The organism is Sorangium sp. So ce367 (genome assembly GCF_051520455.1).
Lineage (GTDB): Bacteria > Myxococcota_A > Polyangia > Polyangiales > Polyangiaceae > Sorangium > Sorangium cellulosum_B.
In genome coordinates this window covers 11,075,227-11,096,860 of the sequence record NZ_CP150334.1, presented here as the reverse complement: position 1 = coordinate 11,096,860, position 21,634 = coordinate 11,075,227, and the positions used below count along the sequence as shown (strand labels likewise).

Below are 21,634 nucleotides of genomic sequence, written 5' to 3'. Positions count from 1 at the left end.
GGCTTTCCGATCCTCGTCGTGGCGAGGGGCGCCCCGCGCGGCGCGCGCGCTCACGCTCTCCGGGAGACACCGCGCTACTTGCTGCGCTTGACGACGCCGAGCGCCTTCTGCGCCGCCTTGACGGCCGCCTGCGCCTCCTTGCCGGGGGCGCTCGAGAGCGCCGAGATGAGCGCCGTCGCGACCTCGCGCCGGCTGTGCGCGTGCACGTCCGCGAGCTTGAGGTAGAGCGGCGCCTTGTCGGCGAGATCGGCGTCGCCGCGCCGCGCCTCGATCCGCTCGACGAGGCAGGCCGCCACCGCGGCGTCGTCCATCTTCTTCAGCGCGTCGAGCGCCGCCGCGCGCTTCGCGAGCTCCGGCCGCGCCTCGATGAGGTCCACGAGCGGCGTGAGCGCCACGGGGCCGAACGCGCGGATCGCGTCCGCCACGATGCCGGGCTTGTATCCGTCGGCGTAGGCCGAGAGCAGCTCGCTCAGCCCGCGGACGTCGCCGAGGAAGCCGAGCGCGTACGCGGCGATCTTCGCCTCCCGCTCGTCCACGCCGCGGCTCGCCAGCATCCGCACGAAGGTCTCGACCATCTCGACGTCGCCGAGCTGCGCGAGCGCGTAGGCGGCCTCCTCGCGCACGTCGCGGGAGGCGTCCGCGTAGAACGCGCGGCGGAACGCCGGCAGCGCGGCGAGATCGCCCAGCTCGGAGAGCGCCTTCAGCGCCTCGAGCCGCTCCTCCTTGGTCGGCGCGGCGCCCAGCGTCTTCGCGAGCTCGTGCACGCGCCCGAGCCGCGCGGCGCGCCGGGCGCGCACCGCGTCGTTCCCCGGCCCGCCCGACGGCGCCGCATGCGTGACGTCGATTACGTCGAGCGCGTCGCGGGCGAGCGCCCGCAGGCCCGCGTCCTTCGCGTGCTCCGCGACCTTGCCGAGCATCGCCGCGGCCTCGGCGCGGGCCGGGCCGCCGTGCAGCACGACCGCCTGCAGCACCCGCACCGCCGTCAGCTTCGCCACGCGGCCCGCCTTCACCGTGAGCGCCTTCTCCGCGGCGGCGATCGCCTCGGCCCCGAGCGGCGCGAACGTCCTCGCGATGGTCGGCGTCGCGGTGCCGTCCGCCCAGATCGGGAAGATGCTCGCCACGAGCTCGCTCGCCGGCAGCGACGCGTAGTAGCGCGCGTGGTGGACCGCGGCGACGTAGCGGTTCATCGCGCCCGCCGCGCGCCGCCGCGCCACCTCGTCCGGGGAGAGCGTCTCGTCGGGCCGCGCCACCGCGACGCTCTCGTAGGTCGGCACGCGCTCGGTCGAGGCGCGGTCGATCTGCGTCGCGCCGGCCAGGCGGACGAGCGCCATCTCGAGCACCTGGTAGAGCTTGATGAAGTCGTCGAGCCGATCGGCCGGCTCGGGCCGCTGCGGCAGCGCCTGGAGCAGCGCGGCCTGCTTCTCGAGGCGGAGGTCGCGCAGCCGCGCGGCCAGCGGGTCCGTCGCGCGCGCGCTGAGCCCTGTCAGGCCCGTGACGAGCGCCTCGGCGAGCTCCTCGCGGACCTCGCCGAGCGCGATGGCCGCGGGCGACGCGCCCGCCTCGCGGGCGGCGGCGTTCCACGCGGAGCCCTCGAGCGGCCCGCCCCGCGCGGCGAGGCCCTGGTCCAAGACAGGGCGCAGCTCCAGGCCGAGCGGCCCCTCGACGACGGCGGCGAGCGGCCACAGCGTGGGCAGCGCTGCGTCGATGCCGACGTCCCCGAGCAGCGCGCGGAGCCGCGCGTCGCGGAGCGAGCCGGCGAGCCGCTCCTCGAGCGCCGGGTCATCGGGCAGGTGGAGCGCCTCCCCCTTGTCGTCGACCGCCGCGAGCCGCGCGCCGCGCGCGAAGAGCGTGTCGGTGAGCACCGCCACGGGCACGAGGTCGGGCGCGAAGACGTCCTTGCGGTGCTCCTGGAGCGCCGCGAGCGCCGCGCCGACGTCGGGCAGCGCCCGCGCGAGCACGGCCTCGAGGGCGCCGGCGTCGAGCGGGCGCTTGTCGCCGAGATCGCTGAAGTCGACGCGGAGCGGCGGGTAGCCCGGGTAGGTCGTCGCCCGCGCCCCGGCGAGCACCTCGCCGGCGAAGCTTCGCTTCGGCTCGGTCCGCTTCGCCAGGAACACGGGGAGGATCTGCTTCTCGCTGACGTGGCGGCCCGACTCGAGGTCGATGAAGCGGCTCTCCCGGATGACGAAATCGTCGCTCGTCGTCCGCGTCGAGAAGGCGTACTCGACGAGCGTGAGGTCCCCGGCGGGCTTCCTGTCGGACGCCTTCCACGTCTTGCCGACGAGCTCCTCGACGTGGCGGTCGTCGAGCGGCTCGCCCGCGAGGTGCTTCTCGAGCTTGCGGGCGGTGAGCAGGAGATCGGCCATCACGTTCGCGTAGGCGACCGCCGGCAGCGCGCCGCGGGGAGCGCCCCGGGCCTGCCGGCCCCCCGCGGCCTGCCCGCGGAGCAGCGCGGCGAGGTCGAGCGTGCGCGCCGAGAGGCGCCGGAGGCGGTTCTCCCGGAGCGCCTCGGCGAGCTTCTCCATCTGCTCGATGCGGTCGCCCCCGATCGTCGCGACGCCGGACACGCCGAGCTCGCGCACGAGCGTGCCGACCTGCTCGACGCCGGACTTCATCATGGCCTGCGCGTCCGCGCTGCCCTTCTTCACGCTCTTGCGCGCGGTGTCGCCGCCCGGCGCGCCGGGCGGCGGCGCCTCGCTCACGGCGAACGACTCGGGCGCGCGCGCCCACGCAACGAGCAGCGCCGCCGCGTGCTTGCAGAACGCGGTGTTGAAGGTCCGCGCCGGGCAGGAGCAGCGCCCCTTGAACGCGGGCGCCGGCGCGTCGCTGTAGACGAGCGACACCTTGTAAGGCGAGGCCCCCGAGCCCTTGGCGTCGCAGAACAGCTTGTTCTCGTAGCGCGCGAGGTTCAGGAGCTGCCCGCCGTCGTAGAGCAGCGTTCCCTTCTTGAGCTCTCCCGCGTCCTGGATGAACGCCCGGAGCTCGCCGGCCCCGATGCGCTTCACGTCGCCCGGGGCCGCGCTCACGGCGCCTCCGCGGGCGAGCGCGCCGGGCGCGGCGCCGTGGGGATCTCGTCGTTCGGGAGCAGCGGATGGGCGGCCGGCATCGGCCTGGAAGGCTATCACGGGCGGCGGCGCGGGAGCTCTTGCTGCCTCCGCCCGCCTCCGCCGGATCGGGCCATCGGATCGTGGGATCAGGCCCTCGGGCCCTCAGGCCGTCAGGCCAGCTGTGCTCCGGCGCCGGCGCGCCCCACCGCGGCCTCGCCGAGGCGCGGGTAGTCGATGTAGCCGCGCGGGCCCTCGGAGTAGAAGGTCGCGACGTCGGGCGCGTTGAGCGGCTCGCGGCGCGACAGGCGCTCCGGAAGATCGGGGTTGGCCAGGAAGGGCGCGCCGAAGGAGACGAGATCCGCCGCGCCGGTCCGCAGCGCTTCCTCCGCGGTCTCCAGCGTGTAGCCGCCGTTCACGACGAGGGCGCCGCGGAACCGATCGCGGAGGAGGGGCGTCACCCGCGCCGCGGCGTCGAGCGCCTGCCCCGAGAGCGGCTCCACGACGTGCAGGTAGACGACCTTGCGCGCCGAGAGCTCGGCGGCGACGTGGCCGAAGATCGCCCTCGGATCGGAGTCGCTCATGTCGTTGAACTCGCCCAGCGGCGAGACCCGCACGCCGACCCGGTCGGCGCCGAACACCCCCGTCACGGCCTCGGTGATCTCGAGCAGGAACCGCGCCCGGTTCTCGACCGAGCCGCCGTACCGATCCGTCCTCTGGTTCACGCCGTTCCGGAGGAACTGGTCGATGAGGTAGCCGTTCGCCGCGTGGATCTCGACTCCATCGAAGCCGGCGGCCTTGGCCCGGCGCGCGCCGTCCTCGAACTGCGCGACCACGCCGGCGATCTCGTCCGTCTCCAGGGCGCGCGGGGCGGCGTACGGCTGCGGGCCCTCGGGCGTGTACGCGTGGCCGTTGCGGATGGCGACGGCCGAGGACGAGACGGGCGCCTGCCGGTTCGGCTGGAACGAGGGGTGCGACGCCCGCCCGACGTGCCAGAGCTGCAGGAAGCCGCGCCCCCCCGCCCGGTGGATCGCGTCCGTCACGAGCCGCCACCCGGCGACCTGCGCGTCCGTGTGGATGCCGGGTGTGCGGAGATATCCCACGCCCTCCGGGGTGACCTGCGTCCCCTCGGTGATGATGATGCCCGCAGAGGAGCGCTGCTCGTAGTACCGCGCGTTGAGCTCGGTCGGCACGTTGCCCTCTCCCGCGCGGCAGCGCGTCAGCGGCGCCATCACGACGCGGTTCGGCAGCGAGAGGGGGCCGAGCGCGAAGGGGCTGAAGAGCAGGTCTTTGGCGGTGGTCACGATCGATGCTCCTTGCAAAGAAGATGTAGCTTCCGAAAGGGAAGTGGCATCCGTTCGGCGGGCATCATGAATCTGCACTGCACGATGTCAAGTCACTTCCCTTTTGGAAGTGGATAGGTCATTCTGGTGTCTGGGACGACACATGAAGCACGCGTGCCAGCACCTCTGCGAGAAGTTTCAGGTCGCGATGGACGTGCTGGCGAAGCCCTGGAACGGGCTCATCATTGCGACGCTCGAGGAGGGGGCGCTGCGCTTCGGCGAGATCGGCGAGCGGCTCGACGCGATCAGCGATCGGATGCTCTCCAGCCGGCTGAAGGAGCTCGAGGCGCTGGGCCTCGTGGTGCGGCGCGTCCTGCCGGGGCCCCCCGTGCGCGTGGAGTACGAGCTGACCGACGCCGGCCGGGGATTCGGCGAGGTGGCGCAGGCGATCTCGCGGTGGGGAGAGCGGCTCGCGGTGAGCGCGGCGCGCGGCGGGGGGGCGAAGCGCGCCGCACGGGCGGCGCGGGCCGCACCGGCGGCGAAGCGCGCGCGGGCGTCATCCACGTAGCCTTCACGTGGCGTCCACGCAGGTCGCGTGACGGATGTCACGAAGGAGTCCGCCCGGTCCTGAGCAGCGCTCAGGCAATACCTGACGCCGAGCGCTCGTGTGGCGAGGTAGCGAGATCAGCGCTCGTGTCGATCGCGAGGTTGCGCTTGCCGCTCAGGTGGAATGGTGATGTAATTCGAGGGCTTCGCATCTCGGTGGCTGACAAAATAGGGTGCAGATTCGTGGGATACGAGCTCAGCCGTTAGGCAGGCGAGTGAGGCGTACGACGGTACGCGGCGCGAGCCGAACGACGCGGATGAGCTCGCCAAGTGCGCGCCAAGGTTGCGCTAAGTAGGAAAATGCACCCCGCTATGACGCGGGGTGTTAACGCGTGGGCGTCCCCTGGGGGTCGCGGTGGATCGCCGTATGGTACTGCAGCACCAGCGCCGACCGGGGGGGATGAGGCTCGCGCACCAGTTCTGGTTGTCTCTCGTCCTCCCCATCGCGATGGCCATCCTGCTGTATGGCATCTTCGCGTCGGCGCACCGCAAGCAGGTCCTGCGGGAGGAGGCCACGGCGGAGCTCCGCAACTACGCCACCCTGCTTCAGGCGTTCGTCGAGAGCGCGCTCCAGCGCAAGGACGTCGCGCTCGTCCGCCGGAGGGCAGAGGACTTCGCGAGCGCCGAGCGCATCCTTGGCATCGCCGCGTTCACCAGGGAAGGTGAGGCGATCTTCATCACGAAGGGAGTCGAGCGCGAAGCAGCGCGCCTCGAGCAGCTCGCGCGCCGGGCGTTCCTTGAAGGCGGCGACATCGAGGAGACCGCCAGCCTGGCCGAGCAATCCGTGCTGCTCCGCACGGTCTACATCCGGCCGAGCAGCGCCAATCGGCCCCTGGTCGCCGTCCTGGTGCGCGATCGTCACTACGTCGAGGTGCTCGAGAGGACGTTGAATCACGGCCTCGCGGTGACCGGCCTCGTGCTGCTGCTGGTCAGCGCGGTCGTCGCCGGGCTCGTCGGGCGCTTCACGGTCGCGCTCCCGGCGCGGGCCATCCTCGCCGGGGCCGAGCGCGTCGCGAGCGGCGATCTGGACGCGGCCGTGCCCGAGCGCGGCGCGGAGGAGCTCTCTCGTCTGGCGAGCACCTTCAACACGATGACCTGCTCTCTCCGCGAGGCGCGGGAGCGCGCCGTGCGGGAGGAGGCGGCGCGCGTGAACGGGGAGCGCAAGCTGCAGCAGGCGCAGGCGCTCGCCGCCGCGGGGCAGGTGGCGACCTCGCTCGGCCACGAGATCGGATCGCCGCTGAACGTGATCCATGGCCGCGCGCGCCGCGCGGCCGACCTGCCCGGCTGCCCGGAGCACCTGCGCGCCGAGCTGGAGACCATCGCGCGGCAATCCGAGCGGATCACGCGCGTCGTCTCTCGCCTCGTCTCCCTCGCTCGGCCGCCGAGACCGCAGCGGGCGGACAGCGATCTCCGGCGCGTCATCGACGATGTGGTCGCTTTCCTGGGCCCGGAGTGCAGGAGGCGCGGCATCGAGCCGAGCGTCGTGCGCGAGGGCGCCGCGAGGGCGCGCGTCGCCCTCGACTCCGATCGTCTGTTTCAGGTCGTGTTCAATCTGTGCTTGAACGCCGTCGAGGCCCAGTGCCGCGGCGGCGAGCTCGCGGTGCGCATCCTGGCCGAATGTGAAGGTCCAGCGGGCTCTGCCATCGTGTGCTTCGAGGTCGCCGACGCGGGGCCGGGGATCCCTGCCGAGGATCTGCAGCAGATCTTCGACCCGTTCTTCACGACGAAGGCGGCCGGCGGCGGGAGCGGGCTCGGGCTCGCGATCGTCCGCGGGATCGTCGAGGAAGCCGGCGGCTCGGTGGAGGCCGCCGCTTCGTCGACAGGCGGGGCGCGCTTCCGTGTCACGCTACCCGCGATCGCGTCCGGTTCACCGGCGAGCGTGGAAGCGAGCTCAGAGGCGAGCTCGGAGTCGAGTAGAGGGGGTAGAGAGGAAGGGCAGAAAGCATGAGTCAGAGCTCACCGAGCGTGTTGGTTGTCGAAGACGACGATGATCTCGGCCGGTTCGTCGTTGACATCGCCAAGGACCACGGCTACCAAGCGACGCACGTGGCCGATGCGATGTCGGGCCTCGATCTGCTGCCGTCGGGGGACTTCGACCTGCTGATCACCGACATCCGCATGCCGGGGATGGACGGCATCGAGCTGATCGCGCGGGCCAAGGAGCAGGACCCGTCGCTGGCGATCATCGCGATCACCGCGTTCGGCTCCGTCGAGACCGGGATGCGCGCCCTCCGCGTCGGCGCCTCCGACTACCTCTCCAAACCTTTCCGCTCCGATGAGCTAAGCTCTCGCATGCGACGCGCGCTCGAGCGCCGCGCTCGCGATATCGAGCATGCTCGTCTCCAGCGGCAGGTCGCAGAAGTGTTGCGCCGCGGCAAGTCGTAACGGCCGTCCTCCAGGGTTTCATGACGCCGAGCTCCCCGGCGTCGACGAGGCCTGAACACCTGAAACGGGAACTAGCACTCCAGGCGCGCTATCGTCGTCAGGAAGGTGGTCATGCAATCGAACAACATCGCGGCGACCTCGAAGGACAAGCACGGGAGCGGAGCGAGCAAGAAGAAGCCGCCGCCCCGCAAGCGCGGCGCCAACGGGAGCCACCTGGATGTGCGGGAGATGCAGCTCCAGGCCGTGCTGGAGGTGCTCAAGGCGGTGAAGGCCGGCAACTTCTCCGCGCGCGTCGGCATCGGCGAGGTGCCGGGGACGATCGGTCAGATCGCCGATGAGGTGAACGACGTCGTCCAGCAGCTGCAGACCGTCGGCTCGGAGATCACGCGCGTGGCGCGCGAGGTAGGCACCGAGGGCAAGCTGGGCGCGCAGGCGGAGGTGCAGGGCGTCAGCGGGACGTGGAAGGACCTCACGGACAACGTGAATGTCCTCGCGGGCAACCTGACCAACCAGGTGCGCAACATCGCGGTCGTGACGACGGCGGTGGCGAACGGCGACCTGTCGAAGCAGATCACGGTCGAGGCGAAGGGGGAGATCCTCGAGCTGAAGAACACCATCAACAAGATGGTGGAGCAGCTGCGCGCGTTTGCGTCGGAGGTGACGCGCGTCGCGCGCGAGGTAGGCACGGAGGGCAAGCTGGGCGCGCAGGCGGAGGTGCGCGGCGTCAGCGGGACGTGGAAGGACCTCACGGACAACGTGAATGTCCTCGCGGGCAACCTGACGAACCAGGTGCGCAACATCGCGGTCGTGACGACGGCGGTGGCGAACGGCGACCTGTCGAAGCAGATCACGGTCGAGGCGAAGGGGGAGATCCTCGAGCTGAAGAACACCATCAACAAGATGGTGGAGCAGCTGCGCGCGTTCGCGTCGGAGGTGACGCGCGTGGCGCGCGAGGTAGGCACGGAGGGCAAGCTGGGCGCGCAGGCGGAGGTGCGCGGCGTCAGCGGGACGTGGAAGGACCTCACGGACAACGTGAATGTCCTCGCGGGCAACCTGACGAACCAGGTGCGCAACATCGCGGTCGTGACGACGGCGGTGGCGAACGGCGACCTGTCGAAGCAGATCACGGTCGAGGCGAAGGGGGAGATCCTCGAGCTGAAGAACACCATCAACAAGATGGTGGAGCAGCTCCGGACGTTCGCCGCGGAGGTGACGCGCGTCGCGCGTGAGGTAGGCACGGACGGCAAGCTCGGCGGTCAGGCGCAGGTGCCGGGCGTGGCCGGCACGTGGAAGGACCTCACCGACAACGTGAACCAGCTCGCCGGCAACCTGACGAACCAGGTGCGCAACATCGCCCTCGTCACGACGGCCGTCGCCAAGGGCGATCTCTCTCAGAAGATCACCGCCGAGGCGAAGGGGGAGATCCTCGAGCTGAAGGACACCATCAACAAGATGGTGGAGCAGCTGCGCGCGTTCGCGTCGGAGGTGACGCGTGTCGCGCGCGAGGTAGGCACGGAGGGCAAGCTGGGCGCGCAGGCGGAGGTGCGCGGCGTCAGCGGGACGTGGAAGGACCTCACGGACAACGTGAATGTCCTCGCGGGCAACCTGACGAACCAGGTGCGCAACATCGCCCTCGTCACGAAGGCGGTCGCGAGCGGCGACCTGTCCCAGAAGATCGCGGTCGAGGCGAAGGGGGAGATCCTCGAGCTGAAGGACACCATCAACAAGATGGTCGATCAGCTGCGCGCGTTCGCCGCGGAGGTGACGCGCGTGGCGCGCGAGGTGGGCACGGACGGCAAGCTCGGCGGCCAGGCGCAGGTGCCGGGCGTCGCCGGCACGTGGAAGGACCTCACCGACAACGTGAACCAGCTCGCGGGCAACCTGACGAACCAGGTGCGCAACATCGCCCTCGTCACGAAGGCGGTCGCGAGCGGCGACCTGTCCCAGAAGATCACGGTCGAGGCGAAGGGGGAGATCCTCGAGCTGAAGGACACCATCAACAAGATGGTCGATCAGCTGCGCGCGTTCGCCGCGGAGGTGACGCGCGTCGCGCGCGAGGTAGGCACCGAGGGCAAGCTCGGCGGCCAGGCGCAGGTGCCCGGGGTCTCCGGCACATGGAAGGACCTGACGGAGAACGTCAACGTCATGGCCTCGAACCTCACCTCGCAGGTGCGCGGCATCGCCAAGGTCGTGACCGCGGTCGCGAACGGCGATCTCCGCCAGAAGCTCGCCCTGGAGGCCAAGGGCGAGATCGCGTCGCTGGCGGACACCATCAACGACATGACCTACACGCTCCGCGTGTTCGCCGAGCAGGTGACCACGGTCGCGCGCGAGGTCGGCATCGAGGGCAAGCTCGGCGGCCAGGCCAAGGTGCCCGGCGCGGCCGGCACGTGGAGGGACCTCACCGACAACGTGAACCAGCTCGCGGGCAACCTCACCACGCAGGTGCGCGCCATCGCCGAGGTCGCCACCGCCGTGACGAAGGGCGACCTCACGCGGGCCATCTCGGTCGAGGCGCAGGGCGAGGTCCTCCAGCTGAAGGACAACATCAACCAGATGATCTCGAACCTGCGGGACACGACGCGCGCCAACCAGGAGCAGGACTGGCTGAAGACGAACCTGGCGCGCTTCTCCGGGATGATGGCCGGGCAGCGGACGATCGAGGCGCTCTCTCGCCTCATCATGTCCGAGGTGACGCCGCTCGTGTCGGCGCAGCACGGCGCCTTCTATGTGCTCGAGTCCGAGGAGAAGTACCCGGCGCTCAAGCTCACGTCGAGCTACGCGTTCCAGAAGCGCAAGGGCATCTCCAACCGGTTCGCGCTGGGCGAGGGGCTCGTCGGGCAGTGCGGCCTGGAGAAGAAGAGCATCGTCGTCACGGATCTCCCGGACGACTACATCCGGGTGAGCTCGGGCCTCGGCGACGCGCCGCCCCGCAACATCTGCGTCCTGCCGGTGCTCTTCGAGGGCGGCCTCAAGGCGGTCATCGAGCTGGCGAGCTTCCAGAACTTCACGCCCATCCACCTCACGTTCCTCGAGCAGCTCACGCAGTCGATCGGCGTCGTGTTCAACATGATCGGCGCCAGCATGAGGACGGAGGAGCTGCTCCAGGAGCTCCAGAGGTCCAACACCGAGCTCGGCTCGCGCTCGCAGGAGCTGGAGGAGAAGGCGTCGGAGCTCGAGATCAAGAACCGCGAGATCGCGCGCGCCAGCGCCTCCCTGGAGGAGAAGGCGAGGGAGCTGTCACGCACCTCGAAGTACAAGTCCGAGTTCCTCGCGAACATGTCGCACGAGCTGCGCACGCCGCTGAACAGCCTGCTCATCCTCGCCAGGATCCTCGCGGACAACGAGGAGCACACGCTCACGCCGAAGCAGGTCGAGTACGCGAAGACGATCGCCGCGGCGGGGCAGGACCTCCTGCAGCTCATCAACGAGATCCTCGACCTGTCGAAGATCGAGGCCGGCAAGATCGACGTGAAGACCCAGCGGGTGCTGCTCTCCGAGCTGGCCGAGTACGTCGAGCGGAGCTTCCGGCAGATCGCCGAGCAGAAGGAGCTCGAGTTCTGGGTGCGGGTCGCGACCGGCGTCCCCGCGGGGATCATGACGGATCTGCAGCGGCTCCAGCAGATCCTGAAGAACCTGCTGTCCAACGCGTTCAAGTTCACGTCGTCCGGGCGGATCTCGCTCGAGATCGAGGTGGCCAGCAAGGGGCTCACGTTCAAGCGGGAGACGCTCGTCAAGGCGAAGACCGTCCTGGCGTTCGCCGTCACCGACACGGGGATCGGCATCCCGACGGAGAAGCAGACGCTCATCTTCGACGCGTTCCAGCAGGCGGACGCGTCGACCAGCCGCACCTACGGCGGCACAGGGCTCGGCCTGACGATCAGCCGGGAGCTGGCCAGCCTGCTCGGCGGGGAGATCTCGCTGAACAGCACGCCCGGGCTCGGCAGCAAGTTCACCCTGTACCTGCCGGCGGAACGGACGGAGCCGAAGGCGACGAGGCCGGCGCGCGCCGAGCTACCCGAGCCGATCGCGCCGCTCCTCACGAACGGCTCCTCCTCGGTCGCGCTCGCCGGGCGCAGCGTGCTTGTCATCGACGATGACGCGCGCAACGTCTTCGCCATCACGAGCCTGCTCGAGCGGCGCGGGGCGCACGTGGTCCTGGCCGAGAACGCGAGGCACGGTATCGAGATCTTGCGCGAGGCCGATTCGTCGATCGATGTTGTCCTCATGGACATCATGATGCCCGAGCTCGACGGCTACGAGGCGACGCGGGAGATCCGGAGCGATCCTCGCTTCAACGAGCTGCCGATCATCGCGGTGACGGCCAAGGCGATGCCGGAAGATCGACAGAAGTGCCTGGACGCCGGGCTGAACGATTTCGTGGCCAAGCCGGTGGACGAGGGGCGGCTGATGTCGGCCATCCTGCACTGGGTGCGGCCGGATTGAGCCACGGAGCCGTACCGTGTCCACACCGCCCGAGACGACCAGCATTCTCCTTGTCGACGATCAGCCGGAGAACCTGACGGCGCTCAGGGCGATCCTTGTCGACGAGAGCTACCGCCTCGTGACCGCGGCGAGCGGGAAGGACGCGCTCCTCAGGATCCTGTCCGAGGATTTCGCGGTCATCCTGCTCGACGTGCGGCTGCCGGACATCGACGGCTTCGAGGTCGCCTCGCTCGTGAAGCAGCGGGAGCGGTCGCGCCACACGCCGATCATCTTCCTGACGGCGGCGACGGACGATCTCGCGGCCATTTACAGGGCGTACGCCGTGGGCGGCGTCGACTACCTCCTGAAGCCGCTCGAGCCGGAGGTCGTCCAGGCGAAGGTCGCCGTGTTCGTCGAGCTCCACCGGCGCGGCGAGCAGATCAAGGAGCAGGCGGAGCTCCTGCGCCAAGCCGAGCAGCGGCGGCGCGACGCCGAGGTCGAGGACCTCCGGCGCGCCGCGCAGGCGAGGTACCAGAACCTGGCCGACGCCATCCCGCAGTGCGTCTTCACGGCGAAGCTCGACGGCGGCATCGATTACGTGAGCTCGCGCTGGCTGGAGTACACGGGGCTCGCGTTCGAGGCGCTCCGCGGCTGGGGCTGGCAGGCCGCCGTGCACCCGAACGATCTGAACCAGTTCGTCAGCAAGTGGCGGCGCTCCCTGGAGTCGGGTGAGCCTTTTCAGGGCGAGTGTCGCCTCAGGTCGATTCACGGCGCCTACCGCTGGCACCTGTGCCGGGCGGTCCCGGAGCGGGACGTCTGGAAGCGGGTGGTCGCCTGGCTCGGCAGCTTCACGGACATCGACGACAGCAAGCGCCACGAGCAGGAGCGCCTGCACCTCCTGACGCGCGAGCGGGCGGCCCGCGCCGAGGCCGAGGCCGCGGTGCGCCGCTCGGAGATCCTCGCGGAGGCGTCGAGCTCGTTCTCGGCGTCGCTCGACGAGGACAGCGTCGCGGCGGCCCTCGTGCGCATCTCCGCGGAGCGCGTCTGCACCTGGTGCGTGCTCGACCTGCGGGAGGAGGGCGGCGCGCGCCGGCTCGCGGCCGCGCACAGGGCCCGCGACGCGGCGCGGTTCACGGCGCGGTTCGGCCCGCGGGAGCTCGCCTTGACCGCCGAGGGCGTCGGCGCGGTGCTCACGACCGGCCGCCCCGACCTGCGCGTCGAGTGCGCTCCGCGCGACGTCGCCGTGGCGCTCGACATCGACGATCCCGCCGTGATCCAGGAGATCGGCGCCAGCAGCTACCTGTGCGTGCCGCTCGTCACGCGCGGCGAGGTGCTCGGCGCGCTCAGCATGGTGTGGGTCGAGCCGGGCGAGCGCTTCGAGCCGCCCGATTTCGCGGTCGCCCTCGACGTCGCGCAGCGCGCGGCGCTCTGCCTCGAGAACGCCCGGCTGCTGCGGATGACGCGCGAAGCCGTGCAGATCCGCGAGGATTTCGTGGCGGTCGCCTCGCACGAGCTGAGGACGCCGCTCAGCGCGCTGGTGCTCCAGGTCCAGGGCCTCACCCGCGCCCTCCACCGCGCGAACGGCGGGCTGCCGGCGGAGCAGGTGCTGGCGAAGCTCTCCCAGGCCGGCGGGCAGATCGACCGGCTCACGCGGCTCATCGACACGCTGCTCGACGTGGCGCGCATCAACAGCGGCCACCTCGAGCTCTGCCTCGATGACGTGGATCTGTGCGACGTGGCGCGCGACGTGGCGGGCCGCCTCGAGGCCGAGCTGGAGCGGGCCGGCTGTACGCTCGACCTGGACATGCCGGTGACCGCGGTCGGCCGGTGGGACCGCCTGCGCATCGATCAGGTCATCACCAACCTGCTCATGAACGCCATCAAATACGGGCGGGGCAAGCCGATCCAGGTGCGCATCTCGGTGGATGGGCGGTCCGCGGTGCTCCAGGTGGCAGATCAGGGCATCGGGATCGCTCAGGAGTACATCGCCCGGATCTTCGGGCGCTTCGAGCGGGCGGCGCCCACCAGCTCGTATGGCGGGCTGGGCGTCGGCCTGTACATCGTGGACCAGATCCTGAGGGCCCACGGCGGCACCATCCAGGTGGAGAGCGCCCCGGGCATGGGGGCGAGGTTTCAGGTGGCGTTGCCGCTCCCGCCCCGAGCGGCTGGTCCGTCCGGGCCCCTGGGCGAGCGCCCTGGATCGTCGTTGACCGGTCCCGCCGGCTGAGAGGCGCTCTCCTGAGCTCACCTGGCGTCTCACCTGGCGCCCGCCGGGGCAGGGATGCGGTCGCGCTGCGCCACCGTTGCAACCGGTGGTTTCAACCGTGAAAGGCGTCTCACGGTCCCCCTGGGAAAAGCGGCGATGCCGGCATCCGGCCATCGTTGGCCTGCATCGTGCAACAAGCTCGTGACAGAGCGCCCGGTGCGACACCCGGGGGCAGTCCCTCGCCGATCACCACGGAGACACGGAGGCACGGAGCAAACCCAGACCCGTGCCTTCGTGCCTCCGTGGTGCCTGCGTGCATCCGCCGTGAGAGGCGGAAGGCGAGCGGATCTCCCGGGTGGACAAGTTCACGTCCGGACGGGCGCTCAGGGCTCGTGATCTCCGCACTGCGACGCTGCGTAAAAGATCAAAACGGTTTATAGGTGATGAGCCCTCGCTGAGAGACGTGATCAGTCCGCCACACATATCGGTAGTTCAAGTGAAACTTTCTATCAGCCTAGTTGGCCCCTCGATCAGCGCCATGGACAGCGCGGGTCCCCTCCTGGTCAAGACACCCTCTCTCGAAGAGGTGGTTCGGGCGGCCGGGGCCCGTCGGCGGGTCTCTGCGACCGCTGCCCGGGGCGCCACGTCCCGGAAGCGCGCCGCCGCCCGTCGGACGGACGAGCGCTCGGCGAAGGCGACCCGCCGCGCGCGGTGACAGGGCCGGCGCGGGGCGTCGAGGACGCCCTCGCTGGCGCCGGGCGTGTCGAGAGAGCGCGCCGCCCCCGCGTTGAGGCGCGAGGGCCACGGAGGCACAGACGACGCAGAGGAAGGAAAAGAACCTCTGTGTCCTCTGTGCCTTCGTGGTTTTTGTGCCCCCGCCGGGCGCTCAGCGCGCCTCGGCGTCGAGCAGCGGGCCGAGGTCCTGACCTCGCATGAGCCGCTCTACCACCTTGACGAGGAGCTTCGGGGTGCAGCCGAAGCACGGGGTCCCGAGGGCGGCGAGCTTCTGCGCCATGTCGTGGTCGTACGACGGTTTGCCGCTGTCGGACAGCGCGAGCAGGCAGATCGACTTCACCTTGCTGTCGGCGAGCTGGCGCATGCGGGCGAGGAGCTCCTCGGCGTTGCCGCCCTCGAACAGGTCGGTGATCAGGATGAACAGCGTCTTCTCGGGGCGCTCGATGAAGTTCGCCTGGGCGTAGGCCACCGCGCGGTTGATGTCGGTGCCGCCGCCGAGCTGCGCCGTGAACAGCACGTCGACCGGATCGACGAGCATCGGAGTCACGTCGACGACCTCGGTGTCGAAGAAGAGGAGCCGAGTGCGGAGGACGTCGAGGGACGCGAAGATCGCGGCCATGATGGAGCTGTAGACGACGCTCTCGCCCATGGAGCCCGACTGGTCGACGAGGATCGCGACGTCCCACTCGTGTCTCCGCGTCTGGTTCGCCCAGAAATAGAGCTTGTCCGGGACGAGGCGGCGCCGCTCGGCGTCCCATCCTCGGAGGTTCTTGCGGATGGTGCGCTTCCAGTCGAGGTTCCTGAGGACGCGGAGCGGGCTCGTCGTGTTCCGCCGCAGGGCGCCGAGGACGGCGGTGCGGATCTCGGACTCGAGCGCGCGCCGCACCTCCTCGACGACCTCGTGCACGATCTGCCGGGCGGCCTCCCGGGCGGCGTCGGGGATGAGGCCCTTCGCGCTCATGAGGGTGGCGACGAGCTCGACGTTCTTCTCGAGGAAGGGCAGCGTCTCGGGCTCGAAGAGGAGCTGCGTCAGCCCTCGTTTCTCGATGGCGTCCTTCTGGACGAGCGCGACGATGTCGTGGCTGAAGAACTCGCGCACCGCGGAGAGCCACTCGGGGACGTACGGCCGCGAGCCGCCGAGGTTGCCGGCGCGCTCGTCGTAGATGAACGAGAGGGCCTTGTCGAGGTCGCCGAGCCGCCGCGGGTCGACGTGAAGAGCGGACGCCCCGCCGCCGAGCCCCCCGAGGGAGAGCCGAGGATCGACGCGCTCGGCCTCGGGCCCGAGCGCGAGCCGCCAGCGCAGGAGGGCGTCGCGGTCGCCGTCGGTGAGGTCGTCCGTCGCGCCGGCGGGGGAGGGGGGCGGAGGGGCTTTCTTGGGGGTGCGGGCGCTCATCGCTGTGGGGTGTCGGAGGGATCGCGAGCTCTCGAGAGAGCCTGTTTGGCGGGAGCCCGATCAGCCGCCCCGCGACGCGCGCAGCGAGCGGCCGCAAGCGCCGTGCGCGCGTGCCGCACAGCGGCAGGATAGGGGGCGTGGCCGCCTGGCACAAGGAGGACGGCGCGGCGGAGCATGGCGGCGCTGCCGGGCTCCGCCGGCGCGGCGGAGCTACGCCTTCGGAGCCCCGACGGTGAACTCCCAGACGAACTTCCCCTTGCCTTGCTTCTCATCGGGCGGCGTGAGGACGAGCCCGTCGATCGACTTCACGACGCAGCTCGCCACGTCGTCCGACGCGGTGGTGCCGGCGGGGTCGACGGCGACGTTCGTGATGCGGCCGCTGTCCTCGAGCACGGTGAAACCGACGGTGACCTTGCCCTGCGCGCCGGGGTTCCGCGCGAGCTCGGCGTCATAACAAGCGCTGATCTCGTCGCGCTTCGTCTCGAACAGCGCCGCCGTATCGTCGCGGTACATCTCGGCGTTCCGCACGGCGAAGGAGCAGCCCGCGGACGCGCTCGCCAGAACCATCATGGTGAGACCCGAAAACAATTGCTTCATGCTCGCCTCCTTGCGGGGAGCGCCGCTCACGGGCGGCTTCGGACCAGCGTTCATTTCGCGGCGTCCGCGGTCTTCTGCGCGGTGTCCTGCTCGACGATGTTGAACTCGACGCGACGGTTCTTCTCGCGCCCCTCGGGCGTGTCGTTGTCCGCGATGGGCTTCGATTTGCCGAAGCCCTTGGCGGTGAGCATGCCGGCGGCGATCCCGTGATCGACGAGGTACTTCATCACGGCTTTTGCGCGGCGATCCGAGAGCTTCAGGTTGTGATCGGCCGACCCCTCGGCGCTCGCGTGGCCCTCGATGGCGATCTTCTTGATGTGCGTGTGCTTCTTGATCGTGCTGACGACCTCGTCCAGCAAGCTGTGGGACTCCGTCCGGATCGTCGCCTGGTCGTATTCGAACTGGATCTTCTCGTTGATGATGATCTTGTCGTCCGTCACGACCACGCGCTCCGGCGGGGGCGGCGGAGGCGGCGGAGGCGGCGCGGGCGGCCGGCCCACGACGGCGAGCGCCTTCCCTCCTTCGAACGTGGTGACGCCGCCGCAGGCGATCGAGCCCAGGGCCATCGCCGTGAGCACGGCGCCGGCGACCCAGGGCCCGAGGCCCGTGGCTCGCCGCGCGACGAGCCAGCGGCGGGGGCTCGGGCGGCTCGTCACATCTCGTTTATCGTCGATATCGTTCATGATCGCGTCTCCATGGCCCGCTGTCACGGGCCCAGGCCACCGGGGCGCTCTGCGTCGCCCCTCGATGAAACCGCGGGAATCGGCAGGCCGGAGCGCGTCGCGCGCAGGAACTCTGCGAGCGACGTGAGCGCGTGGAGATCGCCGGGCGCGAGGGCGCTCGCCGCCGCGTGGAGCCGCTGGCGAGCCGAGTCGGCGGCGTGAGATCTCCTCGGCTCAGCGCTTTCGCTGGGCCACGCATGCTCGAACGAAGCCGGTATCAGACCGCGGGTGTGAAACCACGCGAGGATGGTGGCACGGATCTGCGCGAGCCGGAAGACGCGCCAGCGTCGGAGCTGCTCCGGCCTGCCAGAGAGCACGGCCTTGAACCGCCGAAACGACCCCCGCCCCTGGAGGCACTGCAGGAGCAGCAGCTGGAGCTCGAGGTCGTCGACCGTCGGGATGAACGCCTGCAGCCATCGGTACTGCTCCGGCGCGCCGATGGCCTCGACGCGCACGCAGCCCGGATCCTCCTCGACGCGCGCGCGCGTGTCCGGGTCGGCGAGCCCGTCGACGAGCCGGATCACCGCGCCTGTCTCGAGGTGAAGGAAATAGCGGATGTGTTGAGCGCTGTTGTCGAAGGCGTTCGCGAGAGCGTTCCAGTCGACAGCGACGCTCCGGTTCGCAGCGGCGGACTCCGGCGTGGTGGTGCTCATCTGCGCGACCGGCCCGCAGGCAGCTCGCATGCCAGTCACGCAAAAGGCGCGCGGCCGCGCGGCGCGCCTGGGAGCGTGTTTTCCGCCAGCAGCTGCGGGTGTCGCGTTGTGCAACAGGCCGACGAGGAGCGGAGTCGCGCGCCCTGGGAGGCCGCGGCGCGCGCTCGACCAGGTGCGGCGGCGCGCCTTAGCGAGCGCGCGGCCGGGCGCTGCTGCGAGGCCGCCGGGCAATCACGGCTTCGGGTCGCTCGAGCGTCCTCCGCGCATGCCGTACCGCTCGAGCTTCCGGTAGAGGGTCGCCCTGTCGAAGCCCAGGATCTGCGCCGCCTGGCTCTTGTTCCCGCCGACCACCTCGAGGACGCGCAGGATGTAGCGCCGCTCGACCTCCTCCATGGGGACGAGCTCGGTCGGGTCGTCGCTCGAGACAAGGACGTGGGAGCGCCGGTACGTGCGGATCTTCTCGGGCAGGTCGTCGACGGTGATCTGATCGTACCGCGCGAGCGCGACCGCCCGCTCGATGCAGTTCTGGAGCTCGCGCACGTTGCCGGGCCACGCATAGGCCATGAGCTTCTCGGCCGCGGGCGCCGAGAGGCCCTGAATGGGCCTCGCCTTGACGGTCGCGAAGTGCTCGAGGAAATGCTGAGCGAGCAGCAGCACGTCGGCGCCGCGGGAGCGGAGCGGCGGCAGGTCGACGTGAACCACGTTGATCCGGTAGTAGAGATCCTCGCGGAAGCGGCGCTCTTCGATCGCTGTCTCGAGGTCGCGGTTCGTCGCGGCGATGAGCCGGACGTCCACCGGGAGCTCCTCGTCGGCGCCGACGGGCCGGACGACGCGCTCCTGGAGGGCGCGCAGGAGCTTCGGCTGGAGCCCGATCGGCAGCTCGCCGATCTCGTCGAGGAACAGGGTGCCGCCGTGGGCCCGCGCGAACAGGCCGCTCCTGGCCCCTTTGGCGTCGGTGAACGCGCCCCGCGCGTGGCCGAAGAGCTCGCTCTCGAGGAGGGCGTCCGGGACCGCGGCGCAGTTGACCGCCACGAACGCGCCCTCGCTCCGCCGGCTGCGCTGGTGCACGGCGCGGGCGACGAGCTCCTTGCCGGTCCCGCTCTCTCCCGTGATGAGGATCGAGGTGTCCGAGTCGGCGACGCGATCGAGCAGGTCGAACACGCTCCTCATCACCGGGCTGCCGCTGAGGATCTGCTCGTAGCCGTGGGCGTCGGCCACGGCGCGCCGCAGGCGGCGCACCTCCTCGCGGAGGGCGCGGTGGCGCAGGGCGCGCTCCACGGTGAGCCGGAGCGCGTCGAGCTCGAACGGCTTGGTCACGAAGTCGTACGCGCCGGCGCGGATGGCGGACGTGGCGGTGTCGAGGCTCCCGAACGCGGTGATGACGATGACCGGGAGATCGGGCCTGTTCTGGACGATCCGCTCGCAGAGATCGAGGCCGCTCATGCCGCGCATGGTCATGTCGGTGACCACGACGTCGAAATCCTCCACGCCGAGGAGCTCGAACGCCTCGGCGGCCGACGTCCGCCACGCCGTCCGGAACCCGCGCTTCCTGAGCCCGGCGTCGAGGAGCTCGCAGACGCCGCGCTCGTCATCGACGATCAGGACGCGCCCTGTCATGAGTTCCCCCGCGGCAACATCATCGTGAAGCGACTCCCTGAGCCCACGCGGCTGTCGACGTGGATCCAGCCGCCGTGCTCCTTGATGATGCCGTAGGCGACCGACAGGCCGAGCCCGGTCCCTTCGCCCACGGGCTTGGTCGTGAAGAACGGCTCGAAGATGTGCTCCAGGACGTCGGCCGGCATGCCCTGCCCCTCGTCACGAACGGACAGCGCGACATACTCCCCTTCGGCCCCTCCCTGGTCGGCCGGGGGACTGGCGCGCTCTGCCCGGAGGCCGACGGCCAGCGTGCCGCCGGATGGCATGGCCTGGATCGCGTTGACCACCACGTTGGTGAGCGCCTGCTGGAGCTGGTCGGCGTCGGCGTGGACGACAAGCTCCGGCGTGTCTCCTTCTTCCTGGACCATCGTGACGCCCTGCTTCTCGGCCAGCGGCCTCAGCATGACGAACGTGCTGTGAATGACGCTCCTCAGCGGGGTCTCCTGCTTCTCTGCGCTACGGCGCCGGGCGAAATCGAGCAGCTGGCGGATGATCTGCGTCATCCGCTGCGACTGCTCGAGGATGATCTGCCCGTTGGCCGGCACCTCATCTCCGGTGACGTCTCCGTCGACAAGCATGCGCGCGCGCCCCGCGATGACCTGGAGGGGCGCTCCCAGCTCGTGTGCGATCCCGGACGCGAGCTTGCCGACCGTGGCGAGTCGCTCGGCGTGGCGGAGCTGCTGGAGCGCGGCGAGCCGCGCGGTCGCCTCGGACTCGAGCTTCCGGTTGGCCGCGGCGAGGCGATCACACATCGCGTCCATCTCCCGTCCGAGCTCTCCGATCTCGTCCTCCTGGCGCAGCGACAGGCGCCGGGAGAGATCGCCCGCGCCGATCCGCCGCGCCTGATCGATCAGCGTGCGCATGGGACGTCCCACCAGCCCGACTCCGAGGGACGTCGCGAGCAACCCGCATACCAGCGTCAGAGCGGCCGTCGTGACCGCCGTGTTCAGGATCATGCTGTGGATGGTGCGGCGGGCTCCCGCCAGCGACTCGGAGAGCTCCAGCGCGCCGACGCGGTCGCCGGTCACCGGCACTGGCACACACGTGACGAGCACGTCCGCGTCTTCGTGAGGGAGCCTGTGCACGACCGCCTGCCCTCGCGAGACGGGGACGAGCAGCTCCGGCGCGAGGCGGGGCCGATGGGCGTCATCCGCCTGCTCGTCGAGCCAGACCCACCGGAGGTCCACCTGTCTCTCGCGCTCGTTGGCGTCCTCGACGAGGCGCAGCGCCCGCGCGGGCCCTTCCGTGCGCCACACCCCCGTGATGGCGGCGGCCAGCGCGCGGCCCATCGCGTGATGGTCCCGCTGGACGTCGTTCTCGAAGGTCTTGGACTCTCTGCGGATCTGCACGTAGGCGCTCAGCGCGAGCACAAGGAAGACCCCGAACACCAGGGCGAGCGTGAGCTTGCGCGCCAGCTTCATGCCCGACGTCGTAGCGCAGGTGGCGCGCGGCGAGCCAACGCCGCTCGACGCCGCCGCAAAGTACGACATGCCGCATTTTGCGGCACCGGCGATGGCCCGCGCGCGGGCCGCGCGGGCCGTCAGAGCGCGCTCCCCTGCGGAGCCTGGTTGGCCGCTCCGGTAGGACCCGTTACCGCGGCTCGGCGGGCGCCTTCTCCGGGCAGCAGAACAGGTGATCTGGCACCAGCATGGCGCAGCCGTCTTTCCAGGGGTCGTCAGGCGCGTAGTCCGTCCGGTTCTCCGCTGGATAGAAGTACGCTTTGGGCTTCGCGGGATCCGCGCAGGCGCTGTCGCGCTCCGGCGCTGCCTCGCGGCCCTTCGGCGCGCCGGTGACCCTGGAGCAGGCCGCGAGCGCGGCGCCCGCCACGAGGAGCACGAGGAGCGCCGCGACGGGCTTATGCACCCACGGCGACGAGCGACCGGGCCGTCGCCGCGGACATGGCTGTTGTCGAGAGCTGCCCATCGCCGCGCC

Annotated in this window: 14 protein-coding genes; 5 read left to right on the top strand and 9 right to left on the bottom strand. The window is 70.6% G+C overall.

Annotation, left to right across the window (positions count from 1 at the left end; all coding sequences use genetic code 11):
• Positions 1-74 precede the first annotated feature (74 nt).
• Together WME97_RS42040 and WME97_RS42035 are read right to left on the bottom strand one after the other, a co-directional pair.
• On the bottom strand, positions 75-3,023 hold the full coding sequence (locus WME97_RS42040; protein WP_437546285.1) for a HEAT repeat domain-containing protein: 2,949 nt from the start codon (positions 3,021-3,023) through the stop codon (positions 75-77).
• 191 nt (positions 3,024-3,214) lie between these two features.
• Positions 3,215-4,345: an alkene reductase gene (locus WME97_RS42035; protein ID WP_437546283.1), complete on the bottom strand. Its 1,131-nt coding sequence runs from the start codon at positions 4,343-4,345 to the stop codon at positions 3,215-3,217.
• A gap of 142 nt (positions 4,346-4,487) precedes the next feature.
• On the opposite strand from WME97_RS42035, the gene WME97_RS42030 reads away from it, so the two are divergent.
• From WME97_RS42030 to WME97_RS42010, 5 genes are all read left to right on the top strand, one after another.
• The gene (locus tag WME97_RS42030) at positions 4,488-4,892 is read left to right on the top strand and encodes a winged helix-turn-helix transcriptional regulator (protein WP_437546281.1); all 405 of its coding nucleotides are present in this window, start codon (positions 4,488-4,490) and stop codon (positions 4,890-4,892) included.
• 405 nt (positions 4,893-5,297) lie between these two features.
• A complete protein-coding gene (locus WME97_RS42025) occupies positions 5,298-6,878 on the top strand; it encodes an ATP-binding protein (protein ID WP_437546279.1) in 1,581 nt (526 codons plus the stop codon).
• Between the two features lie 17 nt (positions 6,879-6,895).
• Positions 6,896-7,315, top strand: coding sequence for a response regulator (locus tag WME97_RS42020; RefSeq protein ID WP_437555595.1), 420 nt, complete (start codon positions 6,896-6,898; stop codon positions 7,313-7,315).
• A 111-nt stretch (positions 7,316-7,426) separates the two neighbouring features.
• Positions 7,427-11,761 (top strand): HAMP domain-containing protein, encoded by a 4,335-nt coding sequence (locus tag WME97_RS42015; RefSeq protein ID WP_437546277.1) that lies wholly within the window; start codon positions 7,427-7,429, stop codon positions 11,759-11,761.
• A gap of 16 nt (positions 11,762-11,777) precedes the next feature.
• Positions 11,778-13,967, top strand: a complete 2,190-nt coding sequence (locus tag WME97_RS42010; protein ID WP_437546276.1) for an ATP-binding protein — start codon at positions 11,778-11,780, stop codon at positions 13,965-13,967.
• An 865-nt stretch (positions 13,968-14,832) separates the two neighbouring features.
• Here the strand turns inward: WME97_RS42010 and WME97_RS42005 are convergent.
• The 7 genes from WME97_RS42005 to WME97_RS41975 all read right to left on the bottom strand — a co-directional run bounded on the left by WME97_RS42005 (position 14,833) and on the right by WME97_RS41975 (position 21,565).
• Complete coding sequence (locus WME97_RS42005; protein WP_437546274.1) at positions 14,833-16,074, bottom strand: VWA domain-containing protein; 1,242 nt, start codon at positions 16,072-16,074, stop codon at positions 14,833-14,835.
• A gap of 210 nt (positions 16,075-16,284) precedes the next feature.
• A complete protein-coding gene (locus tag WME97_RS42000; protein WP_437546272.1) occupies positions 16,285-16,671 on the bottom strand; it encodes an AgmX/PglI C-terminal domain-containing protein in 387 nt (128 codons plus the stop codon).
• A gap of 50 nt (positions 16,672-16,721) precedes the next feature.
• Complete coding sequence (locus WME97_RS41995; protein ID WP_437546270.1) at positions 16,722-17,354, bottom strand: OmpA family protein; 633 nt, start codon at positions 17,352-17,354, stop codon at positions 16,722-16,724.
• Positions 17,355-17,377: 23 nt separating this feature from the next.
• On the bottom strand, positions 17,378-18,076 hold the full coding sequence (locus tag WME97_RS41990; RefSeq protein WP_437546268.1) for a UPF0158 family protein: 699 nt from the start codon (positions 18,074-18,076) through the stop codon (positions 17,378-17,380).
• Between the two features lie 201 nt (positions 18,077-18,277).
• Positions 18,278-19,663: a sigma-54-dependent transcriptional regulator gene (locus WME97_RS41985; protein WP_437546266.1), complete on the bottom strand. Its 1,386-nt coding sequence runs from the start codon at positions 19,661-19,663 to the stop codon at positions 18,278-18,280.
• Positions 19,660-21,123, bottom strand: coding sequence for a sensor histidine kinase (locus WME97_RS41980; protein ID WP_437546264.1), 1,464 nt, complete (start codon positions 21,121-21,123; stop codon positions 19,660-19,662). The genes WME97_RS41985 and WME97_RS41980 overlap by 4 nt, the downstream gene beginning before the upstream one ends.
• A gap of 169 nt (positions 21,124-21,292) precedes the next feature.
• Positions 21,293-21,565: a hypothetical protein gene (locus WME97_RS41975; protein ID WP_437546262.1), complete on the bottom strand. Its 273-nt coding sequence runs from the start codon at positions 21,563-21,565 to the stop codon at positions 21,293-21,295.
• Positions 21,566-21,634 lie beyond the last annotated feature (69 nt).